Annotated in this window: 19 protein-coding genes; 8 read left to right on the top strand and 11 right to left on the bottom strand. The window is 34.3% G+C overall.

The window, feature by feature from the left end:
* Positions 1-17 precede the first annotated feature (17 nt).
* The 6 genes from J7E44_RS17920 to J7E44_RS17895 all read right to left on the bottom strand — a co-directional run bounded on the left by J7E44_RS17920 (position 18) and on the right by J7E44_RS17895 (position 8,820).
* Positions 18-3,158 (bottom strand): SusC/RagA family TonB-linked outer membrane protein, encoded by a 3,141-nt coding sequence (locus tag J7E44_RS17920; RefSeq protein WP_214831871.1) that lies wholly within the window; start codon positions 3,156-3,158, stop codon positions 18-20.
* Between the two features lie 187 nt (positions 3,159-3,345).
* Positions 3,346-4,923, bottom strand: coding sequence for a BamA/TamA family outer membrane protein (locus tag J7E44_RS17915; RefSeq protein WP_261510135.1), 1,578 nt, complete (start codon positions 4,921-4,923; stop codon positions 3,346-3,348).
* 46 nt (positions 4,924-4,969) lie between these two features.
* Positions 4,970-5,770 carry an SDR family oxidoreductase gene (locus J7E44_RS17910; RefSeq protein WP_214831860.1) on the bottom strand — a complete coding sequence of 267 codons (801 nt, stop codon included), beginning with the start codon at positions 5,768-5,770 and terminating at the stop codon, positions 4,970-4,972.
* A 2-nt stretch (positions 5,771-5,772) separates the two neighbouring features.
* A complete protein-coding gene (locus tag J7E44_RS17905; RefSeq protein WP_214831853.1) occupies positions 5,773-6,993 on the bottom strand; it encodes a 3-phosphoshikimate 1-carboxyvinyltransferase in 1,221 nt (406 codons plus the stop codon).
* A gap of 94 nt (positions 6,994-7,087) precedes the next feature.
* Entirely contained in the window at positions 7,088-7,414 is a 327-nt protein-coding gene (locus J7E44_RS17900; protein ID WP_214831845.1) for a nucleotide pyrophosphohydrolase, read from the bottom strand.
* On the bottom strand, positions 7,414-8,820 hold the full coding sequence (locus tag J7E44_RS17895) for a hypothetical protein (protein ID WP_214831843.1): 1,407 nt from the start codon (positions 8,818-8,820) through the stop codon (positions 7,414-7,416). The genes J7E44_RS17900 and J7E44_RS17895 overlap by 1 nt, the downstream gene beginning before the upstream one ends.
* Positions 8,821-9,006: 186 nt before the next feature.
* On the opposite strand from J7E44_RS17895, the gene J7E44_RS17890 reads away from it, so the two are divergent.
* The 8 genes from J7E44_RS17890 (at position 9,007) to guaB (ending at position 16,133) form a co-directional block, all read left to right on the top strand.
* A complete protein-coding gene (locus tag J7E44_RS17890; protein ID WP_002976190.1) occupies positions 9,007-9,258 on the top strand; it encodes a type B 50S ribosomal protein L31 in 252 nt (83 codons plus the stop codon).
* Positions 9,259-9,489: 231 nt separating this feature from the next.
* On the top strand, positions 9,490-10,656 hold the full coding sequence (locus tag J7E44_RS17885; RefSeq protein ID WP_214831841.1) for a GlmU family protein: 1,167 nt from the start codon (positions 9,490-9,492) through the stop codon (positions 10,654-10,656).
* Between the two features lie 93 nt (positions 10,657-10,749).
* Positions 10,750-11,259: a GFO_1088 family ECF-type sigma factor gene (locus J7E44_RS17880; protein WP_214831839.1), complete on the top strand. Its 510-nt coding sequence runs from the start codon at positions 10,750-10,752 to the stop codon at positions 11,257-11,259.
* Complete coding sequence (locus tag J7E44_RS17875) at positions 11,234-11,905, top strand: hypothetical protein (protein WP_214831837.1); 672 nt, start codon at positions 11,234-11,236, stop codon at positions 11,903-11,905. Before J7E44_RS17880 ends, J7E44_RS17875 begins: the two co-directional genes overlap by 26 nt.
* 64 nt (positions 11,906-11,969) lie before the next feature.
* Complete coding sequence (locus tag J7E44_RS17870; protein ID WP_214831835.1) at positions 11,970-13,253, top strand: DUF4252 domain-containing protein; 1,284 nt, start codon at positions 11,970-11,972, stop codon at positions 13,251-13,253.
* Between the two features lie 11 nt (positions 13,254-13,264).
* The gene (locus J7E44_RS17865) at positions 13,265-13,765 is read left to right on the top strand and encodes a DUF4252 domain-containing protein (protein WP_214831833.1); all 501 of its coding nucleotides are present in this window, start codon (positions 13,265-13,267) and stop codon (positions 13,763-13,765) included.
* A 30-nt stretch (positions 13,766-13,795) separates the two neighbouring features.
* Positions 13,796-14,503 carry a hypothetical protein gene (locus J7E44_RS17860; protein ID WP_214831831.1) on the top strand — a complete coding sequence of 236 codons (708 nt, stop codon included), beginning with the start codon at positions 13,796-13,798 and terminating at the stop codon, positions 14,501-14,503.
* Between the two features lie 169 nt (positions 14,504-14,672).
* Positions 14,673-16,133 carry an IMP dehydrogenase gene (gene guaB, locus J7E44_RS17855; RefSeq protein ID WP_214831828.1) on the top strand — a complete coding sequence of 487 codons (1,461 nt, stop codon included), beginning with the start codon at positions 14,673-14,675 and terminating at the stop codon, positions 16,131-16,133.
* Positions 16,134-16,366: 233 nt separating this feature from the next.
* Here guaB and J7E44_RS17850 read toward each other — a convergent pair whose 3' ends face one another.
* The 5 genes from J7E44_RS17850 to J7E44_RS17830 all read right to left on the bottom strand — a co-directional run bounded on the left by J7E44_RS17850 (position 16,367) and on the right by J7E44_RS17830 (position 18,620).
* A complete protein-coding gene (locus J7E44_RS17850; RefSeq protein WP_214831818.1) occupies positions 16,367-16,885 on the bottom strand; it encodes a DsbA family protein in 519 nt (172 codons plus the stop codon).
* A 5-nt stretch (positions 16,886-16,890) separates the two neighbouring features.
* Positions 16,891-17,355, bottom strand: a complete 465-nt coding sequence (locus tag J7E44_RS17845; protein ID WP_214831809.1) for a redoxin domain-containing protein — start codon at positions 17,353-17,355, stop codon at positions 16,891-16,893.
* 112 nt (positions 17,356-17,467) lie between these two features.
* On the bottom strand, positions 17,468-17,665 hold the full coding sequence (locus J7E44_RS17840; protein WP_214831799.1) for a KTSC domain-containing protein: 198 nt from the start codon (positions 17,663-17,665) through the stop codon (positions 17,468-17,470).
* Between the two features lie 141 nt (positions 17,666-17,806).
* Positions 17,807-18,145, bottom strand: a complete 339-nt coding sequence (locus J7E44_RS17835; RefSeq protein ID WP_214831797.1) for a hypothetical protein — start codon at positions 18,143-18,145, stop codon at positions 17,807-17,809.
* 163 nt (positions 18,146-18,308) lie between these two features.
* Positions 18,309-18,620: a MafI2 family immunity protein gene (locus tag J7E44_RS17830; protein ID WP_214831795.1), complete on the bottom strand. Its 312-nt coding sequence runs from the start codon at positions 18,618-18,620 to the stop codon at positions 18,309-18,311.
* Positions 18,621-18,654: the final 34 nt, after the last annotated feature.

Below are 18,654 nucleotides of genomic sequence, written 5' to 3'. Positions count from 1 at the left end.
ACTGAAATGTTATTTAATTAAAATTTAAGATTGAATCCAATTCCAAACCATCTGCTTGAAGGATCCTGAATGTCATTTCCTGTTTTTACCTGGAAGTCCGGATCAGAGTAGAGGTTTTTTGATTTTTTCCACATGGCAAGATTATAGGCTGATACATTTACAGTAAAATTCCTTACAAATCCTTTTGGATTTAACAAAGAAGAGAAATCATATTCCAGAACTACTGATCTTAATTTTATAAAAGTCCTGTCAAAAACATTGGCAAATTCTTCACTTTCATCTTCTGTTACCCTTGCCTGATAAGGGTAGTTTTGTGCCCAGTCCTGGAAACTGATAGGTTTTGTATGCGGAGTGTAAGTACCGGTAGCAGCATTATAATTTACGCCATCCGGTACAAAATAATAAGTACCCGGATTAGCATATTCCTCATCTCTGTATGCCACAGAATTAGGATGTTTTCCTCCCCACCACATTTTTTCCACAACCTGAGATCTCATTACTCCCCCAATATTTCCATCGATGCCAATGTTTAAGCTCAACTTTTTGTATTTGAATGTATTATTAAATCCAAAAGTCCAGTCTGGGTTGAAATGTCCAAGATTAGTAGGAGTGTTCGCTTTTGTTGGCATTCCGGTTTCTGCATTCAGAATTACTTTTCCATCCGGCGATTTTTGCCACGTATAATCATAATAACTATCCATTCTTTCGCCTAGCTTAATGTTGTTGTAATTAGGCATGTTTTCATAGATAGATGTTAGTTTCTGTTCGTACTTACTCCAGTTGATCAGTGATTTCCACATAAAATCTTTCGTCTTTACTGGAACCAGCCCTAAGGAAATCTCAACACCCTTTGTGGTATATTCGTTACCATTTACATATTGAGATTTAAAGCCTGAAGACTCCGCACTTGGAAACTGAAGGATATTATTATAATCCAACGTTCTGAAATAAGTAGCATCTAATGTCACTCTGTTCTTAAACAAACCTGCACTTAAACCCAATTCATAAGATTTGGTCTGTTCCGGCTTCAGAGAGTTTTCATAATTTAAGGTTGTTGGATAATAATTGGTAGGATTTCCATTGAAAGTAATACCATCATTATTTAAATAATAATTTCTGATCGAGTAAGGCTGAAAGTCATAAGCCACTTTCGCCCATGAAGCAGATAGCTTCAACAGGTTAATAGATTCAGGCATTTTAACGAGATTCGATATAACGGCACTTAATGAAGCTGAAGGATAGAAATAAGACCTGTTAGCTTTTGGCAATGTAGAAGACCAGTCGTTACGTCCGGACACATTAATGAAGAATGCATTGTATAAGCCAATATCTATGGTACTGTACGCACTGTAAATTAGCTTTTCCTTAAGATAGTCATAGTATTTTACCGCTCCCACAGAATTGTCTAGTGTGTATTGTTCAGGAATTTTTAATCCATCTGTTGAAGCATTATCTACATCGTTCTTATAGTAAAATGTTGAAGCTCCGGCATTAATTGTAAAGTCAAAGTTCTCAGAGATCTTTTTCTTATAAGTGGCTAAAACATCAGAATTTAGATTCCATGTCTTTGTGTCATTCAAAAGATATCCTCCACTTCTTGGTGCACTGTAATTGAAATATGAATAAGGACTTAAGATCTCTTGCGTATTGTGATTTTCAACAATAGATATTTTACCTTTAATAGAGAAATCCTGAGTTGCTTTATATTCTAAACCTGTTTGTGCGTTGATCACATCGGTTCTATTCTTATTTTTGTAATAATTTGCTCCAAACCATGGGTTATTGTACCATGCGTAGTTCCAGTTAGCCTGTGTTCGTCCCTCCTGACCAGTAACCCACATGTGGTTTTTTAAATCTTTTCCGTTTACATCACCTCCCATCCAGATAAGAATGGTATACATATGCCCACTTGGATTGTAATCGTAATTAGGAATGTTTGGGGTAAAAGTTTGATTAAAATTAAACTTCGTATCAAAGATTAGCTTGTCAGTTATATGATTTTCAGAAGAGAAATTTATTCCATAACGCTGTAAATAAGCTTCCGGAATTCTGTCATCATAATTCATGAAATTACCGGAAAGTCTGTAGGTGTCTTTATTATTTTTATAACTAATAGAAAAACTGTTGTTATTGATAACCGCAGGCTTCAGAAAGGTATTTAAGTTATCATGATATTCCCAATCGATAGGAACCCTTTCATATCTTGATTTATCATTGTACTGGCTTCCTGCTACAGTTCCATACCATGGAATAACCTGCCCTGTTGTTTTATCTCTAATTGGACTGTTCCATTGTGCTATTTGTAATCCTGGAACAAATTTAGGTCCCCAGATCATATCACCATCATTTACACCTCCGTCTGCACCATCCCAGAATTCATATTTTCCATGAGAACCGTTTCCGTATTGAGTCTGAGTCTTTGGAAGGTTGGTGAAACCAGCTGTAATCATAGTATTTTGTGAAAACTCTACTGTAAAACCTTTCTTTTTCGCACTCTTTGTCGTGATCAAAACAGCACCATATCTTCCTCGTGATCCATATAATGCGGCAGCTGTTGCACCTTTCAATACGTTGATGTTATCGATATTGTTTGGATCAAGATTTTGGAAAACTTCTTTTTCTACGATAACACCATCGATGACAAATACCAGATTAGAATTACCTCTCAAAGTGAATTCAGGAGCCTGCTGCATTCCGGTAGGGTTTGAAACATTTAATCCGGCAACCTGTCCGGAAAATAAGTTTCCTATACTTGGTGTTGTAATAGATTCAAATTGTTTTGTTCCTATTTCCTGAGTAGAATACCCGATTTTTTCTTTCTTTTTCGCAATACCTAAAGCTGTAATAACAACACCTTCAATCTGTTTTTCATTTACTTTTTTTAGAACAATCGAATATTGTCTTCTGGAAGATACCTCTATACTATAAGAAGAGTATTCCGGAGAGAAGAACTCAAGGATATCTTTAGGATTTGCAGTAATTGTAAAATTACCATTTTCATCAGTTATAGCTGATTTTCCAGTGTTTTTGTCAGTAATATTTACACCTGAAACACTAGTGCCGTTTTCGGATTTTACATTTCCGGAAATATTAATTTCCTGGGCAGTTAAATAAAGGGGGAGTAAAAAAATCGCAAAAGTAGCTAAAGTCTTCTTCATTTTTTTGAGGACAAATTTAGCCGTGTAGTGTTACCAGGGTTTTAATGATATATTAAGATAAAAATACGATTTCACCTTTTCGGATAAAATAAATTAATATAATTATAAAGCTTAAAAAGCTGTTTATATCACTTTTTTTACTTTATTTTAAAAGACAGATATGGGTAGGAATAAAAGGAGTTTCTCTCTAAAATCTACTTAAGATCCCCCAGTGAATTTTAATGTCATTAAACTTGAATGGATTTCCAAATTCATTCCCGTTCGAAATCTGGAAGCTCATTAAGCCAATTGGAATAAAGAAGTTAAATCCGAGCCCGACACTGTAGAGCTTGGGTTTTACACTTAGAGATTTATTGTTGAGCTGCCCATACTGTCCAAAGAAATCAAAAAATGCCTGATTTCCTATCAGATATCGGTATTCTAAACCAGCATAATAATAAAAGTCGGCGGCGAGGGATTTTTCATTAAATCCCCGCATTGAGTTCCAGCCTCCAAAACGATATAATTCATTGGCAGAAAATTCAATCTTCGAATCCATCATGGCTCCTTCTGCCTTTATATTGAGGAAGTGGTTACCTGAAATATGGTAATTATGCTCTCCAAAGAAATAGAACTGGTTTTGATTGGCCTTGATGTTATCTTTCGTATATGTAGTGGTAAGAAAGTCATACCCGGCATTTATTTTTGTTTTATAAAGAAAAAGGTCAATATCAGTTGGTTCTGTCATATCAAGCCAGACTCCAATCCCTTTTTTGTTGTAATCTTTACCCTGAACATATAAAGTATCGATGATACTTGACGTTTCAAAAGTTCCTCTCAGACCTACTTTATATCGGTTATTAATATGGTAATAAAGTGCAGGAAGTAGTTTTACATTAGCGAATGTAGAATCTTGTCTGAAGATATTCACTTTCATGTTTAAACCCACATTTGATTTAAAAAGATAAGGGACGTCGGTCTGTAGATCAAAAGTTTGTCCTTTATCAGGATTTCGCTGCCAATATAAATTGATCGCCTCAAAACCATTGAACATATTCCTGAAACTTACATTCAATGTTCCGTTTAAAGTAAATTTGTCTGTCTTATCATTTCCAAAACCAATAACTCCATCAAAAGTATTGGTTTTTTTCTTTTCCATAAAAAGATAAATCTGTGTGGAATCTTTTGTAAAAAGGGTCTGAGGAGGTCGTTCTAACGTGACAAAAGGATGGCTTTGAAAGTTTTTGTTGATGGCTATCAGATTCTTATCGTCATAAGTTTTTCCTTTGAAGTCCTTTTCAAGATTTTTTATAAATCTTTTTGGAACCCTTTCATAGCCTTTTACCACAAAACCATTTATGGTTCTTTTATCATTTTTATTGATCTCCAGCTCTACAATAGGGTAGCCATCCTTCTGGCCTTTGTATTTGGACTTGATCCTACTAAATGAATAGCCATCATCAATATATCTTTTGTTAATGTTTTTCTTTGTTGAATCTAAATTCTTAGTGAAGAATTCTTTTTTAATTTTCAATTTTCCAACAATAGAATCAGAGAGATTAACGTAGGTCTCATTAAAGTTTTTGCCTTTATCATAAAAGATCTCTGTGCTGTCGCCTTTTATTTTGACATCTTTTAATTGGGTGAAGAAATAATTGCTTTGTGCCAGCGAATCAAGAAACTTTGCTGCAGAAGCAGAATCTTTTACTTTTTTCGTTTGTTTAGTTTGTACATCAGTAAGCCAATACATCTTCTTTTGCGCCTGAACAAGAACGCAAAACAGCACGAAAAATATTTTAAGTAAAAGCTTCAAACTCTTTTAAAAACTGAAACTAATCCAGTTTATTGTATTTTTTCATTAGATTTTCATAAGTTCCCTGTGGAAGTATCCATTTCAAAGGAACTCCTATCTTTTGTCCGAATTTACCAAAATAATAATGAGCTTTCCATTTATTTTTACTTAAAAGATTTTCAATATATTCTGCAACTTCCAGAGGCTCCGTTCCATCACCTACATGAGAATTCATTAAAGCATATACTTTGTCAAAGACATTTTTATAGGGTTCAGAAACTTTGGTTCTCACTCTATTTTCTGCAATATTTGTTTTAATATCTCCTAAATGAAGTGAACAAACATCAATATTCCATGGGTATACTTCGTAACGCATTGCTTCAGTTACTTTGTCCAATGCTGATTTTGAAGCCGAATAAAATCCACGGAATGGTAAGCCCATTTCACTTCCGATACTGGAAATGTTGATGATCTTTCCGAATCTTTGTTCACGCATGTTAGGCATGACAGCGCTCATCATCTGAACAGAGCCTACCAGATTCAGATTGAATAATTTCAAAATATCTTCCTTGGATGAATCTTCAACAGAACCTACCATTCCCATTCCTGCATTATTGATCAGGACATCAATTTTTGTTTCTGTTTTTAAAACTTCTCCAATAGCATTTTGAACGGCATCATTATCAGTGATATCTGTAGGAATAGATTTGAAATGTTGACTTTCCGTATGTTTTCTGCTTAAACCATATACCTTGTGACCTTTCTTTCCGAAATATTCAGCAAGAACGAAACCTATTCCCGATGAGGTTCCTGTGATGATTATAGTTTTATGTTGTGACATTATTAGTTTTTAATTAAAATAGTATTTAGATCTTCCCAAAACTTAGGATATGATTTTTCGACAACATCTTCCTCTTCGATATTCAATTCTTTAATCAGGCAGAATGGAGCAAAACTCATCGCCATTCTATGATCCTGATAGGTTTTAATGGAAATATTTTCTTCCGGTTCTCCAAAACTGATAGACTTAATCGTTAAATCGGTGATCTCTGTGTCAGTTCCTAATTTTTTAAGTTCATTATATAAAGCCTGAAGTCTATCCGTTTCTTTTACTCTTAACGTTCCAAGTCCTGAAATATCAAAAGGAATTTTTAGTGCCGCTGCTGTTACACAAAGAGTTTGTGCAATATCGGGGCAGTTGTTCATATCCAATTCAATTTTTTCTGGAAATATAAAATTAGGATCAGGCTGTAAGGTGATCTTATGGTCATCTTCTGAGAAAATCGTTTTAATACCAAAAAACTCGTCATAAATTTTTGCAATGGCTGAATCTCCTTGAGTAGATTGTTTGTAGAAACTCTTCAGATGTATTGTTTCTCTTCCCAGTGCACAAATGGAGTAAAAGTATGACGCTGAACTCCAGTCACTTTCCACCTCATAACAGATCACAGAAGATGGATTGGTGAAAGGTTCTACTTTTATGATATTTCCGGTAAAGCTTGCTTTAATTCCGAATTTTGTCAGAATATCCAGAGTCATTTCAATATAAGACCTTGAAGTAATTTCACCGACAAGGTTGATCTCTAATCCATTCTCCAATTTTCCTGCAATAAGCAATAAGGAAGTAATGAACTGGCTTGAAATATTAGCAGGAACATTGACTTTGGATTGAGTAATTTTCTTTCCAGTGATTTTTAATGGTGGAAAGCCCTCATTTTCCATATATTCAATCTCAGCTCCCAGATCTTTTAAGGCGCTTACTAAATTTTTGATCGGTCTTTCCTTCATTCTTCCGGAACCGGTAAGAATGGTGTTCTTACCTTCAAAAATTGAAAAGTAAGAAGTAAGGAAACGCATTGCAGTTCCTGCATGGTGAATATCTACTAATTCAGAATTCCCGGATAGTGCCTTACTAAGCATATCCGTATCCTGAGAATTTGAGAGATTTCCGATTTTTATATTATTAAACAAACTTTCCAAAATCAACAAACGATTCGAAATACTTTTCGAACCGCTGATCTGTATTGTTTGGTTTCCTATTAGGTTGGATTTTTCTAACTTCATTGTTTCTTAAGATTTCAGATTTCAGACATCAGAGGCCAGACAGGTACTTCAAACTTTCAAGAGTCTGATATCTGGGATCTAGTATCTGAAATCTTTATTTCAGTTTTTCATTATTCTGATGCCGTTCTTTATCACGGTCAGTTTTTATCTTCATTTTTTTATCAAAAGCTTCCTGTAAATTGACTCCGGTTTGGTTGGCTAAACATAATGTTACAAATAAAACATCGGCCAATTCCTCGCCTAGATCTTTGCTTTTATCGCTTTCTTTTTCACTTTGTTCACCATATCTTCTGGCGATAATTCTGGCAACTTCTCCTACTTCCTCCGTTAGCATAGCCATATTGGTCAGCTCATTAAAGTAGCGGATCCCAATTGTTTTGATCCATTCGTCGACCTGCTGCTGTAAATTGGTAATCTCCATTATTGATAAGCTCCAAGAGTTGGGTTAGCCGTTCTTGATACATTAGCAATATCTGTTGGAACCGTTGCTGCCACCGTAACATCTCCTTTATTTTTTGCAGGTGAGGTGGTTTTTACCCTTAGATTCTGATGAGCCGTAAAGTAGTTAACAAATTGAGGATCTTCGTTCTTTAAACTCTGAATCACATTTGGATTGCTGTCAAAATTAAATCCGGCCTCTGAGGTTCCGGAATATTTCAACAGACAATTTTGAAATTGAAAATTAAATTGCTGACCTGGAGTTTGTTCAAAATTAACTGAATTATCCCTGTCAGAGTATACAATACTGTTTTTTACATTCAATTGTAAGGCGCCTTGCTCTGCTTGTCCTGCATCATTTTTCCATTCGTTAGTGGCAAAAATGCCATTTCTATTGGATGAATTCATGGTTCTTGAGTAATTCGCTATTGTAGAGTGAACATAACTATGATTACCTCCTTTAAAAATACCTACTGCGGATTCACCACAATTGTTCATGACAAGGTTCTTTGCATTTACCGTAGCATTTATAGCATAGATCCCATATTCCTGGAAAGTGTGGATAAATGAATTGGTGATGGTTGCATTGGTCTGTTTCATTTCTAAGCCTCTTGTCCCTCCGAAAAGCCTTCCGTAATTCATATGAAGAGTAGATCCTACATCCATTCTTATAGAATTCCAGTTCTTAGGAATGGTGTCGTAATAAGGATCGTTACGGTCTCCACGGAGAACAACCTCATTATTCAATGTTCCATTGATATTTAAAGTAGCACCTGTAGCTACTTTCATTCCGCTGTTTTTATGGAAATAAACTTTAGTACCCTGTTCAATATCCAGTGTAATATTAGGATTTATAGTAAGGTCACCATAAATGATTTTGGCTTTAGTATTATTCCAGGTGGTATGGTTGCTGATCACATTTGGATTGGTTGGAGTCTGAATAAAGAATTCAGCATCCTGAACTACAGAAAATAAAGTTACATGTTGCTGTCCTGCCGGGCTTGTAAAGACGACACGGTCTTCAGCGATTGCTTCTGGCCCTGTTGCTTGAGGTGCAATTTCAACGAAAATATATAAACTGTCTTTTTTTCTTAAAGGAACATCCTTAAAATCAAAACCTGATTTTCCATCTACATTGATCTTATATAAAGAAGCAGATCCCTTTTCCAGATTAATTCTCGGAATAGAAATATCTTTGTCTTCATTATTATATACTTTCACAACATAAGTTTCAGAACGGACCTGGTGATATACTGTATCACAAAATACCGTGTCTCTGGAGAATCTTAATTGTTGGGAAGGAGCGTCAAAACTAATATCATCTTTATTACATGATACCATCATGAGAAGCATCCAAAAAGAAAAAGCCAGTAATAATTTGAATTTCATCGAAATTAAAGTTTAATATAGATTTCAAATTTAACGAAAATACTTTAAATTTCTTATCAATTAAAAAATATTGGATTAGCTATTTGGATATTTAAAAAAATATTGTATTTTTGCAGCCTAAAATTAGCAGAGAAATATCCATTACTATTTCGAAAGCAGAACTTTAATTTTTTAAAAAATTGTATTATGAAAAACGGAATTCACCCAGAAAATTATAGACTTGTTGTTTTCAAAGATATGAGTAACGACGAGGTGTTTCTTTGCAAATCAACTGCAGAGACAAAAGATACTATCGAGTATGAAGGACAGGAGTATCCTTTAATCAAAATGGAAATCTCTTCTACTTCTCATCCTTTCTACACTGGTAAAGTGAAGTTGGTAGATACTGCAGGTAGAGTAGATAAATTCATGAACAAATACAAAAAATTCGCTAAGTAATTTTTTGAAAATAAAAGATATTAAAGTCTTCCAAATATTTTGGAAGACTTTTTTATTGTTTTTTAAATAGAAATTCGAGATCAGAAGTAAAAAGTTAGTCTTACTATTTGTATTTTTGTTTTAGATAGAAATTAGAACTTAAAATCTGAAAATTTATTATATCAATGGTATATCATGACTTTCAGCTTCGAACTTCTAGCTTCGGATCTTTAACCTCTAACTTCTTAAAAAATGCAATTAGTATTCTCAGATGCACAATATTGGGAAGATTTTCTTCCGCTTACTTTTACACGTCCTATTGCAGAAATGCGTTGTGGGATTCTTACCTTCTCTGAAAGATGGCAGAAATTATTAGAAAATTCTGAAGTTTCTTATTTCACAGAAAATTACTTACAAAAGAAATTTAAAAATCCCGATGAAAAAGAGAGTCTGTTTCTTGTGACTAATTTTCTTCCAACTGAAAGTGTATTACAGCAAATAAAAGATCTGAAACAAGGAGAAGCTTTAGTATATGAAGATGAACTGATTGCTGCTAAGATCAATATGAAAGGTTTTTCATTAAGTCAGATTGAAAAAATGACGGATATTAAAGAAGAGCTTGTTTTCTTTAAGAAACCAAAAGATCTGTTTACTTATAATCATAAAGCTATTGATTTCGATTTTAACTTATTAACGGAAGGAAAAGTATCACAGGAACTTTCTTCAACCAATGGTTTTTTAGGTGATAAAAAGGATTTATTCATAGAAGAAGGAGCAGAAATTGAGTTTTCTACATTAAATACAAAAACCGGTAAAATTTACATCGGAAAAAATACAGAAGTAATGGAAGGCTGCCACCTTCGTGGACCTATTGCACTTTGTGATCATTCTAAATTTAATCTTGGAGCAAAGATCTACGGAGCAACCACAATTGGTCCTCATTGTAAAATTGGTGGTGAGGTTAATAATATTATTGTATTTGGATATTCCAGTAAAGGCCATGAGGGTTTTGTAGGAAATTCTGTTATTGGAGAATGGTGTAATTTCGGAGCAGATACGAATTCTTCAAATATGAAGAATAATTATGGACATGTAAAATTCTGGAGCTACAGAACCAAGGCTTTTGAAGATACAGGATTACAGTTTGCCGGATTAATTATGGGAGACCATTCTAAAACGGCTATTAATACACAACTTAATACCGGAACGGTAATCGGTGTAGCATCTAATATTTTTAAAGAAGGATTTCCTCCGAACCTTATAGAAAATTTTTCGTGGGGTGGATTTAAAGGAGATGAAAGATTTAAATTAGATAAAGCTTACGAAGTTGCAGAGAGAGCAATGGCAAGAAGAAAAGTCCCTTTAACAGAAGATGACAAGGGGATTTTAAAACATATTTTTGATACTTATCAGACCTGATTATAAAAAGGACTTCAATTATTTTGAAGTTTTTTTGTTTAATGATGTAATAAAATCAATTTTTTAATTGTCTTACTAATAGAAGCAAAACTTATGACCCAGGAAACCTTTAAAAATTCGGTGTTTATTCTCAAAAATGAGATGTATCGTTTTGCGAAAAGGTTTGTCATGAGCAGTGATGAAGCAGAAGATGTCGTGCAGGATCTAATGGTCAAGTTTTGGCAGAAAAGAGATGAGCTGGAGCAGTTTGGAAATTTAAAATCCTATGCACTGAAATCAGTAAAGAATGAATGTCTGAACAGACTGAAGCACCATGATGTAAAGATTGGTTTTGCAGATATGCAGCTTCATCGGTCAGAGCTCTATAGTATGGAAGTTAATAACCTCAAGGATCATATTATTGGATTTATTAATCAGCTTCCTGAGAAACAAAAAATGGTTATCCATTTAAAAGATGTAGAAGAGTATGAAGTGTCTGAAATTTCTGAAATGCTGGAAATGGAAGAAAATGCGGTAAGAGTAAATCTTATGCGGGCAAGACAAAAAGTAAAAGAACAAATCTCACAACTGATGAATTATGAACAACGATCAATTTCAAGATAAGTACGAAAAAATCTTCCAGGAAATAAAGGAAGAGAAAATGGATTGGGATTTTGAAGATTTTCTTCAAAAAGCAGAAGGCGTAAATAATGATGATACTAAGATCATCCCCCTTGAAAGTAAAAAGCCTTCTTTTCCAAAATGGTTTTGGATGGCCGCCAGTGTAGTGGTTCTTTTAAGTGCTGGATTTATTGTTAATTACAATCTGGGAAATTCTGATGTAGATGATCAATCTAAATTGGTAGAAAATCAGGTGCTACAACAAAAAAAGGATTTTATTGAAGAAAATCACGAGCCTGAACAACAGGTAGCCGTAAATAATACAGATACCATTGAGGGTGCGAAAAAAGATTCCCTGATTCAGGAGAATACAATTGCGGAGAAAGACGTGATGGATGAAATTCTTCCAAAAAGAGGAAGATTGAAAAAAGAAGTAAGACCAAAATTTACATACAATTCTTCTTATAAAAAATATAATGCCGCTAAAAAAGATTCTACGGGATACAATAACAATTATGTGATTGTAAACGGAAAAAGAATCGACAATGTAGAAGAGGCTATTAATGTGACTAAATATTCATTTCAAATATTTGCAAATAACGTTAGTGAAAAGTTAGCACAACCTAAAGTGATGGACGATGACTATTAACTAAAAAAAAGAGATTACTCCCTGATCAGGCATTAATTATCAGATTAAAATTAAAAATTGACTCATGAAAAAAATATTGATAATATTCGCGCTTGCTTTTTCCCATTTTTTTACTGCATATGGGCAGGAAGACAAGTTCGATAGACTTTTTGAAAAATATCAACAAGTAGAAGGTGTAACTTCTATTAAGATTGCAAAACCAATGTTTGGAATGCTTAGCAGTCTGAATATCGATGACTCTCAGTTGGATCAGATCAAGCCATTACTCTCCAAGATCAATGGATTGAGAATTCTGATCACAGAAAATCCCGAAAATGCGGACAGCAGCGTAGGGAGGAAGGTGCAAAATAGTTTGTCCCAGATCAATAAAGATATCTCCTCTTACCTTAGCCACCTGAATTACAATGAGATTATGACCGTAAACAGTAGTGGAAACAAAATAAAGTTTCTTTCGTCAGAAGCTAAAGACGGTATACTGGATGATGTACTCTTAAGTATAGACAGTGGAGATGGAGGTAATGTCTTGGTAATGCTGGATGGAAAGCTCTCCATGGATGATCTTAATAAAATTATTAAGTCCAGTGAAACGAAAACAAGCTCGATCACCAATACCAGGACAAGCAGCGTTACTTCGAGTAACAGCACTTCATACCTGAATGGCGAGACCAGAAATGTGGGTGAGTTCTCAGGAATTCAGGTAAGCACAGGTGTAAATGTGGTTTACAAACAGGAAAGCCCGATCAGTGTAAAAGTAATTGCTGATGCTGATAAACTTCAGTATGTTATTACCAAAGTGGAAAATGGTATTCTGAAGGTGTATGTTGATAATAAAGGGGTAAAAAATTTAAGATTTAAAAACTTAAATGTTAACGTTTCTTCTCCAAGAATGAATAATATAAAAACATCTTCAGGAGCAAACTTTGTAACAGTAAATACAGTGAAAGAAGATAATATGGATATCGAAGCTTCATCGGGAGCCGTTATCAATGGAAAGTTTAATATTTCTAATGTTACTAATGTCAGTTCAACTTCAGGTGCTAATATCAAAGCAACAATCAGTACTTCCTCTATCGTTGTTAAAGCATCAAGCGGATCAGATACTAAGCTTGAAGGGCAAGCTAATTCTGGAGTAATGGATATAAGCAGTGGGGCGGTATGTAAAGCTGAAAACTTAAGAATAAACGAAGTTGAGGCGGAATCTACATCAGGAGCAAGTCTTAGCATCAATGTGGATCGTAAACTTAAAGTAAGGGCTTCATCAGGTGGATTGGTGAAATATAAAGGAAACCCGGAAATTGATTCTAAAATCAGTAAAATGTCAGGTGGAACTTTAAAGCCCATCGACTAAAACCAATCGCCATGAAAAACTTAAAAACCATTTTACTTATTAGTTGTACGCTACTTCTGCTTCAGTCTTGTGTAGTTTCACATCGGCCTAATATGGATTTCTTTTCAGACTCCGGATATGATTTTAAAGGCGCAAAGTTTGAAAGTATCAATGTACCCATGTTCTTAGCCAAGCCTTTTATAAAAAAAGCGCTGAGAGAAGATGGAGATAATGAAGAAGTTGTTGATCTTATCAAGAAGATATCGAAAGTCAAAGTGTTGACTGTAGAGAATGGAGACCCAGAGATGCTGGCAGATTATGCGAAATATCTTAACAATAACAATTATGAAGATTGGGCAACGATAAAGCATGATGGAGATAATGTAAATGTCCGGGTAAAACAATCCGGTGAAAACATCAAAAATATGCTGATCACGGTAAACTCAGATAAAGAATTGGTGTTTGTAGATGTGAGAGGGAACTTTACTCCGGATGATATTTCAAAATTCATTAATTCAGCTTCAGATAAATAATTTATTTTTATAAAATAAAATTATTTATTCATGGAAAAACTAATCAGAGAAGTGCGTATGCTTAAGATATATGCAGCTTCACTTACTATCGCATTCGTTTTACTTTTTTTACTGGCTTTTAAATCCAGTAATGAACATCAAAGGTTTGAGGAAATTGATGTGGAACGAATTAATATCGTTGAGAAGGACGGAACATTGAAAATGACGATCAGTAATAAAAAACGTCAGCATCCCGGAATGTTCAATAATAAAGATTTAAAGCCTAGAGAAAGAGAGGCTGGATTGATTTTCTTTAATGAACTGGGTGATGAATGCGGAGGCCTGGTATATGGTGCCGATGAAAGAGAATCCGGAATGGTCTATTCCTTTGATCAGAGAAATACGGATCAGATCATGCAGCTTCAATATCTGGAAGATGCAGGCGATAAAAAATCCAGAACGTATGGATTGAAACTTTGGGACAGACCGGATAATTTTCCAATGGAAGAGATTATGAAATTTGAAGACTCTTTAAAACGTCTTAATGATCCGGTAGCCTCTAAAAAAGCATATGCTAAACTAAGACAGGAAGGAAAATTAACCAGTGAACGCTTTTTTGCAGGAAAAACCTCAAACGGAGATGTTGGACTTTTTATCCGCGATGACAAAGGACGATTACGTTTAAAGATCTATGTGGATAAAAACAATCAGACCCACATTGAAAATATTGATGAAAAGGGACAACCAGCAGCTCATTAAAAGATAATTTCATATTCATATTCATATAACTCATTTTATTTTGTCGAAAACCGCTTTTAATTAAGAGCGGTTTTTCGATTTAACTTATTGATTATTAATTTTTATTTAAACTATTGAAAAGGATTTTCATATCTCACTAAAATAGCCTAATTTTGCAAAGAAAGTAAAGATGTCTATTCATAACAAAATTGTAGAGACAGCCATCACTTTCGATGACGTTCTTCTAGTCCCTTCTTATTCAGAAGTTTTACCTAACCAGGTATCATTAAAATCAAGACTTACCGATAAAATCACACTGAATGTTCCGATAGTATCTGCTGCAATGGACACAGTTACTGAAGGCGATCTTGCGATTGCATTAGCAAGAGTAGGTGGTTTAGGTTTCATTCATAAAAACATGACGATCGTAGAACAGGCTGCACAGGTAAACCGTGTAAAGCGTTCTGAAAATGGTATGATCTCTGATCCTGTTACTCTTTCAAAAGATCACACTTTAGCTCAGGCTAAAGAAATGATGGCTAAATATAAAATTTCAGGTTTACCGGTTGTAGATCCAAATAATGTATTGATAGGAATCATTACCAACAGAGATGTAAAATATCAGGAGAATCTTGATGCAAGAGTGGAAGAGATCATGACTAAAGAAAATCTGATCACTTCTGATAAAAATACCAATCTTGAAAAGGCAAAAGAAATTCTTCTTAAAAGCCGTGTTGAAAAGCTTCCTATCGTAGATCAGGACAATAAACTGGTTGGATTAATTACGATTAAAGATATCGATAATCAATTAGAGTATCCAAATTCAAATAAAGATCAGAAAGGCCGTCTTATTGTAGGTGCAGGAGTTGGAGTGGGTGAAGATACTATGGACAGAATTGCAGCATTGGTACAAGCTGGTGTTGATATTGTTGCTATTGATTCTGCTCACGGACATTCTAAAGGAGTTTTAGATAAAATTTCAGAAATCAGAAAAGCATATCCGGATCTGGATATCGTTGGTGGAAATATTGTAACAGCTGACGCTGCGAAAGATTTGATCAAAGCAGGAGCAAATGTTCTTAAAGTAGGTGTTGGACCTGGTTCTATCTGTACGACAAGAGTAGTGGCAGGAGTTGGAGTTCCTCAGTTATCAGCGATCTATAACGTTTACGAATACGCTAAATCTAAAAATGTGGCCGTAATTGCAGATGGTGGAATCAAACTTTCCGGAGATATTGTAAAAGCAATTGCAAGTGGAGCAGGAGCAGTAATGCTTGGTTCTCTTTTAGCAGGAACTGACGAGGCACCAGGTGAAGAAATTATCTTCCAGGGAAGAAAATTCAAATCTTACCAGGGAATGGGAAGCCTTTCAGCAATGAAGAGAGGAGGTAAAGAAAGATATTTCCAAAGTGAAGCTAAAAAATTCGTTCCGGAAGGAATTGAAGGTAGAGTTCCACACAAAGGAAAATTGGAAGATGTGATTTTCCAGTTGACAGGTGGATTGAGAGCTGGAATGGGTTACTGTGGAGCGAAAGATATTGAAGCTTTACAGAAAGACACCAAAATGGTAATGATCACAGGAAGCGGATTAAAAGAGTCCCACCCACATGATGTGATCATCACACAGGAAGCTCCGAATTATTCTTTGTAATAATAAATTAAATATAAAAATAAGGCTACCTCATTGTTGAGGTAGCCTTATTTATTATAAGTAAGAATGACCATCGTCAGATCGAGTGTTTTTCGAAATACAGGATGTAATCCTGCGAACGTAGTTCAGAAGAAAAATGTATCGAGATCTGATCATACAAAGATTTCTCAATACGGTTTTTATCCAAAACATACCCGAAATGACATCACTAATTTTTTAGAATATAGCTTCAACTAAGAAAGTAGGTCAATGAAAGAATCATACGTTCCATCATAGTCTTCCCATTTTTCTCCATTAACAAAAAACGATGGAGTGCCATTTACCCCACTGCGCACACCACCTTCAAAATCGGCTTCAATTTTACCCTGAAGTTCTGCGGTATTGATCTCATTTTCGATTTTATTGACATCCAGTTTCAAAACTTTTACACACTCCTTGAGCAAAGCTTCATTCAATAAATTCTGATTATCGTAGATGAGGTCGTGCATTTCCCAGAATTTCCCCTGCTTTCCTGCGGCCTCGGCTACTGTTGCCGCTGCCATAGCATATTCATGAGCATCGGTTAAAGGAAAATTTCTAAATACAAATGCGACATCATCTATATTTTCTTCCACAAATTTTCTTACCAAAGGAAAAGCGTGTCCGCAATAAGGACATTGATAATCGCCATATTCGACTAAAACTATTTTTGCAGTATCCGGATTTCCCTGAACATGATCATGAGGACCAATAGGAATTCTTAAAGTAGACATAAATATTATTTTTGTTTTAAATTTTCTAATGCATCAATGATTCCGTCAGCACCGGGATTAATTCCATCTGGTGACAGATAGCTCCACTGGATTGTTCCTTCCGAATCAATAACAAACAACGCTCTTTTTGAAGTCCCGTTTTCTTCATTATACACACCATAAGCTTTTGAAATTTCACCTTTTGGATTGAAATCTGCGAGTAAAGGGAAATGCAGTTTTCTGTTTTCCATAAAAGCATCATGACACCAGGCACTGTCAACAGAAATACCTAGAATATCGGCATTGTATTTATGAAAAATAGAAAGCATTTCATTATATAAACTCACCTGATCTCCACAAACCGGGCTCCAGTCTGCAGGATAAAAAACGAGTATTAGGTTCTTTCCTAAGAAATCAGAACGTTTTAATTTCTGATCTGGAGTAGCGTGAAGTTCAAAATCCGGGGCTGAGGTTCCTTGTTCTAATATCATATTTTTGGATTTGGTTAAATAAAGAATTCGAATTAAAAATTAAAATTAGGAATAAGAAATCAATTGATACTGCATGATGACTTAAATTAATGTTAAAATAATCCTATTGATATTATTTTATTCTTACATATTTAAATTTCTTCTTAATAACCTTATTGAGAAATGTTCCTTTAGATTGAAAGGCTTTGAATTGATCAACGATGCGTTTGGAAACCTTCAGATAATCATAAACTGCTCCCGACTGATATACGATTCGTAATATTTCAGTTTCTGGAAAATATTCATAACTATGTACAACTGAGGAGGGCATATTTTAACTGCTGCAAAAAATATTCCTATTGATATACCATGGAAAGAATATAGAATTGAGGAGGTTAGTTTGTAAAAAATTAGGAGATAAACTGTTCTGAGTTCGGTGTTAATATAGTATAGTCAATTGTTATACGAGCGACTATATATGACTAATTAAATCAGAGTATGCATTATAATCAGGGAAAATTTCGTGAATTTTACCAATCTCCGAACATGCAGATTCAAGGTATCTGTCACTAATCATTTTAGATACACTACTTTTTATTGTTTCTTTCATAAGATTTTTAACAATAATCATGTCTGTAGCCCAGAAATATAAATCATTATCTCTAATCATCAGATTGTTAATATTCAAAATTGTAAGAAAAGTCGAAAAGAAAACTTGGCCACTAGGTATGATAATATTTAAATCAATATTATCATCGTTATAATCATTAACATTGTATCCCTCTGGAAAGACTATTTTAAAATCTGTCATAAATTATTTTTTTGATTTCTGTTGACCATACTAATAAAAGATCTACGAAATTGTAGATATCAGGAGTAGGCTCTTTCTGTTATTGTAGATTGTAAATCCTCCCATTTTTTTAATACAATATGACTCACAATTTTTGATATTAGAAATGTTGTTAAAAGTGATTCTATTCTTCTTTTCTCATATAAACCCAGGAAACCAAATTGTCTAGTTTTGAAAATGGCTCATTTGTATATATACAAAATTCTTCTACTGTAGAAAAGTTAATATCTGAACAGACCTCACTAGTTACTTCTGCTATATTTTCATAATCTTCTTCTTCAGGTTCTTTATCTAAATAATAAATAACTGTAAGCTTTTCTGTGTTTTCAAATCCTACAGCAATTGCCCTAATTGAGGGATATATCATTCCCCATAATGCTCTTTGAATTGAAATTAACACGTCTCTTCTCAGTTCTATATATCTTTCATTTTCCATAATTAATGTTTCTTGGATTAGCTAAGACAATATA

Source organism: Chryseobacterium sp. ISL-6, assembly GCF_018613715.1.
GTDB classification, from domain to species: Bacteria; Bacteroidota; Bacteroidia; order Flavobacteriales; family Weeksellaceae; genus Chryseobacterium; species Chryseobacterium paludis.
Note: the sequence above shows the minus strand (reverse complement) of the source record. Positions and strands in the feature narration are given on the sequence as shown.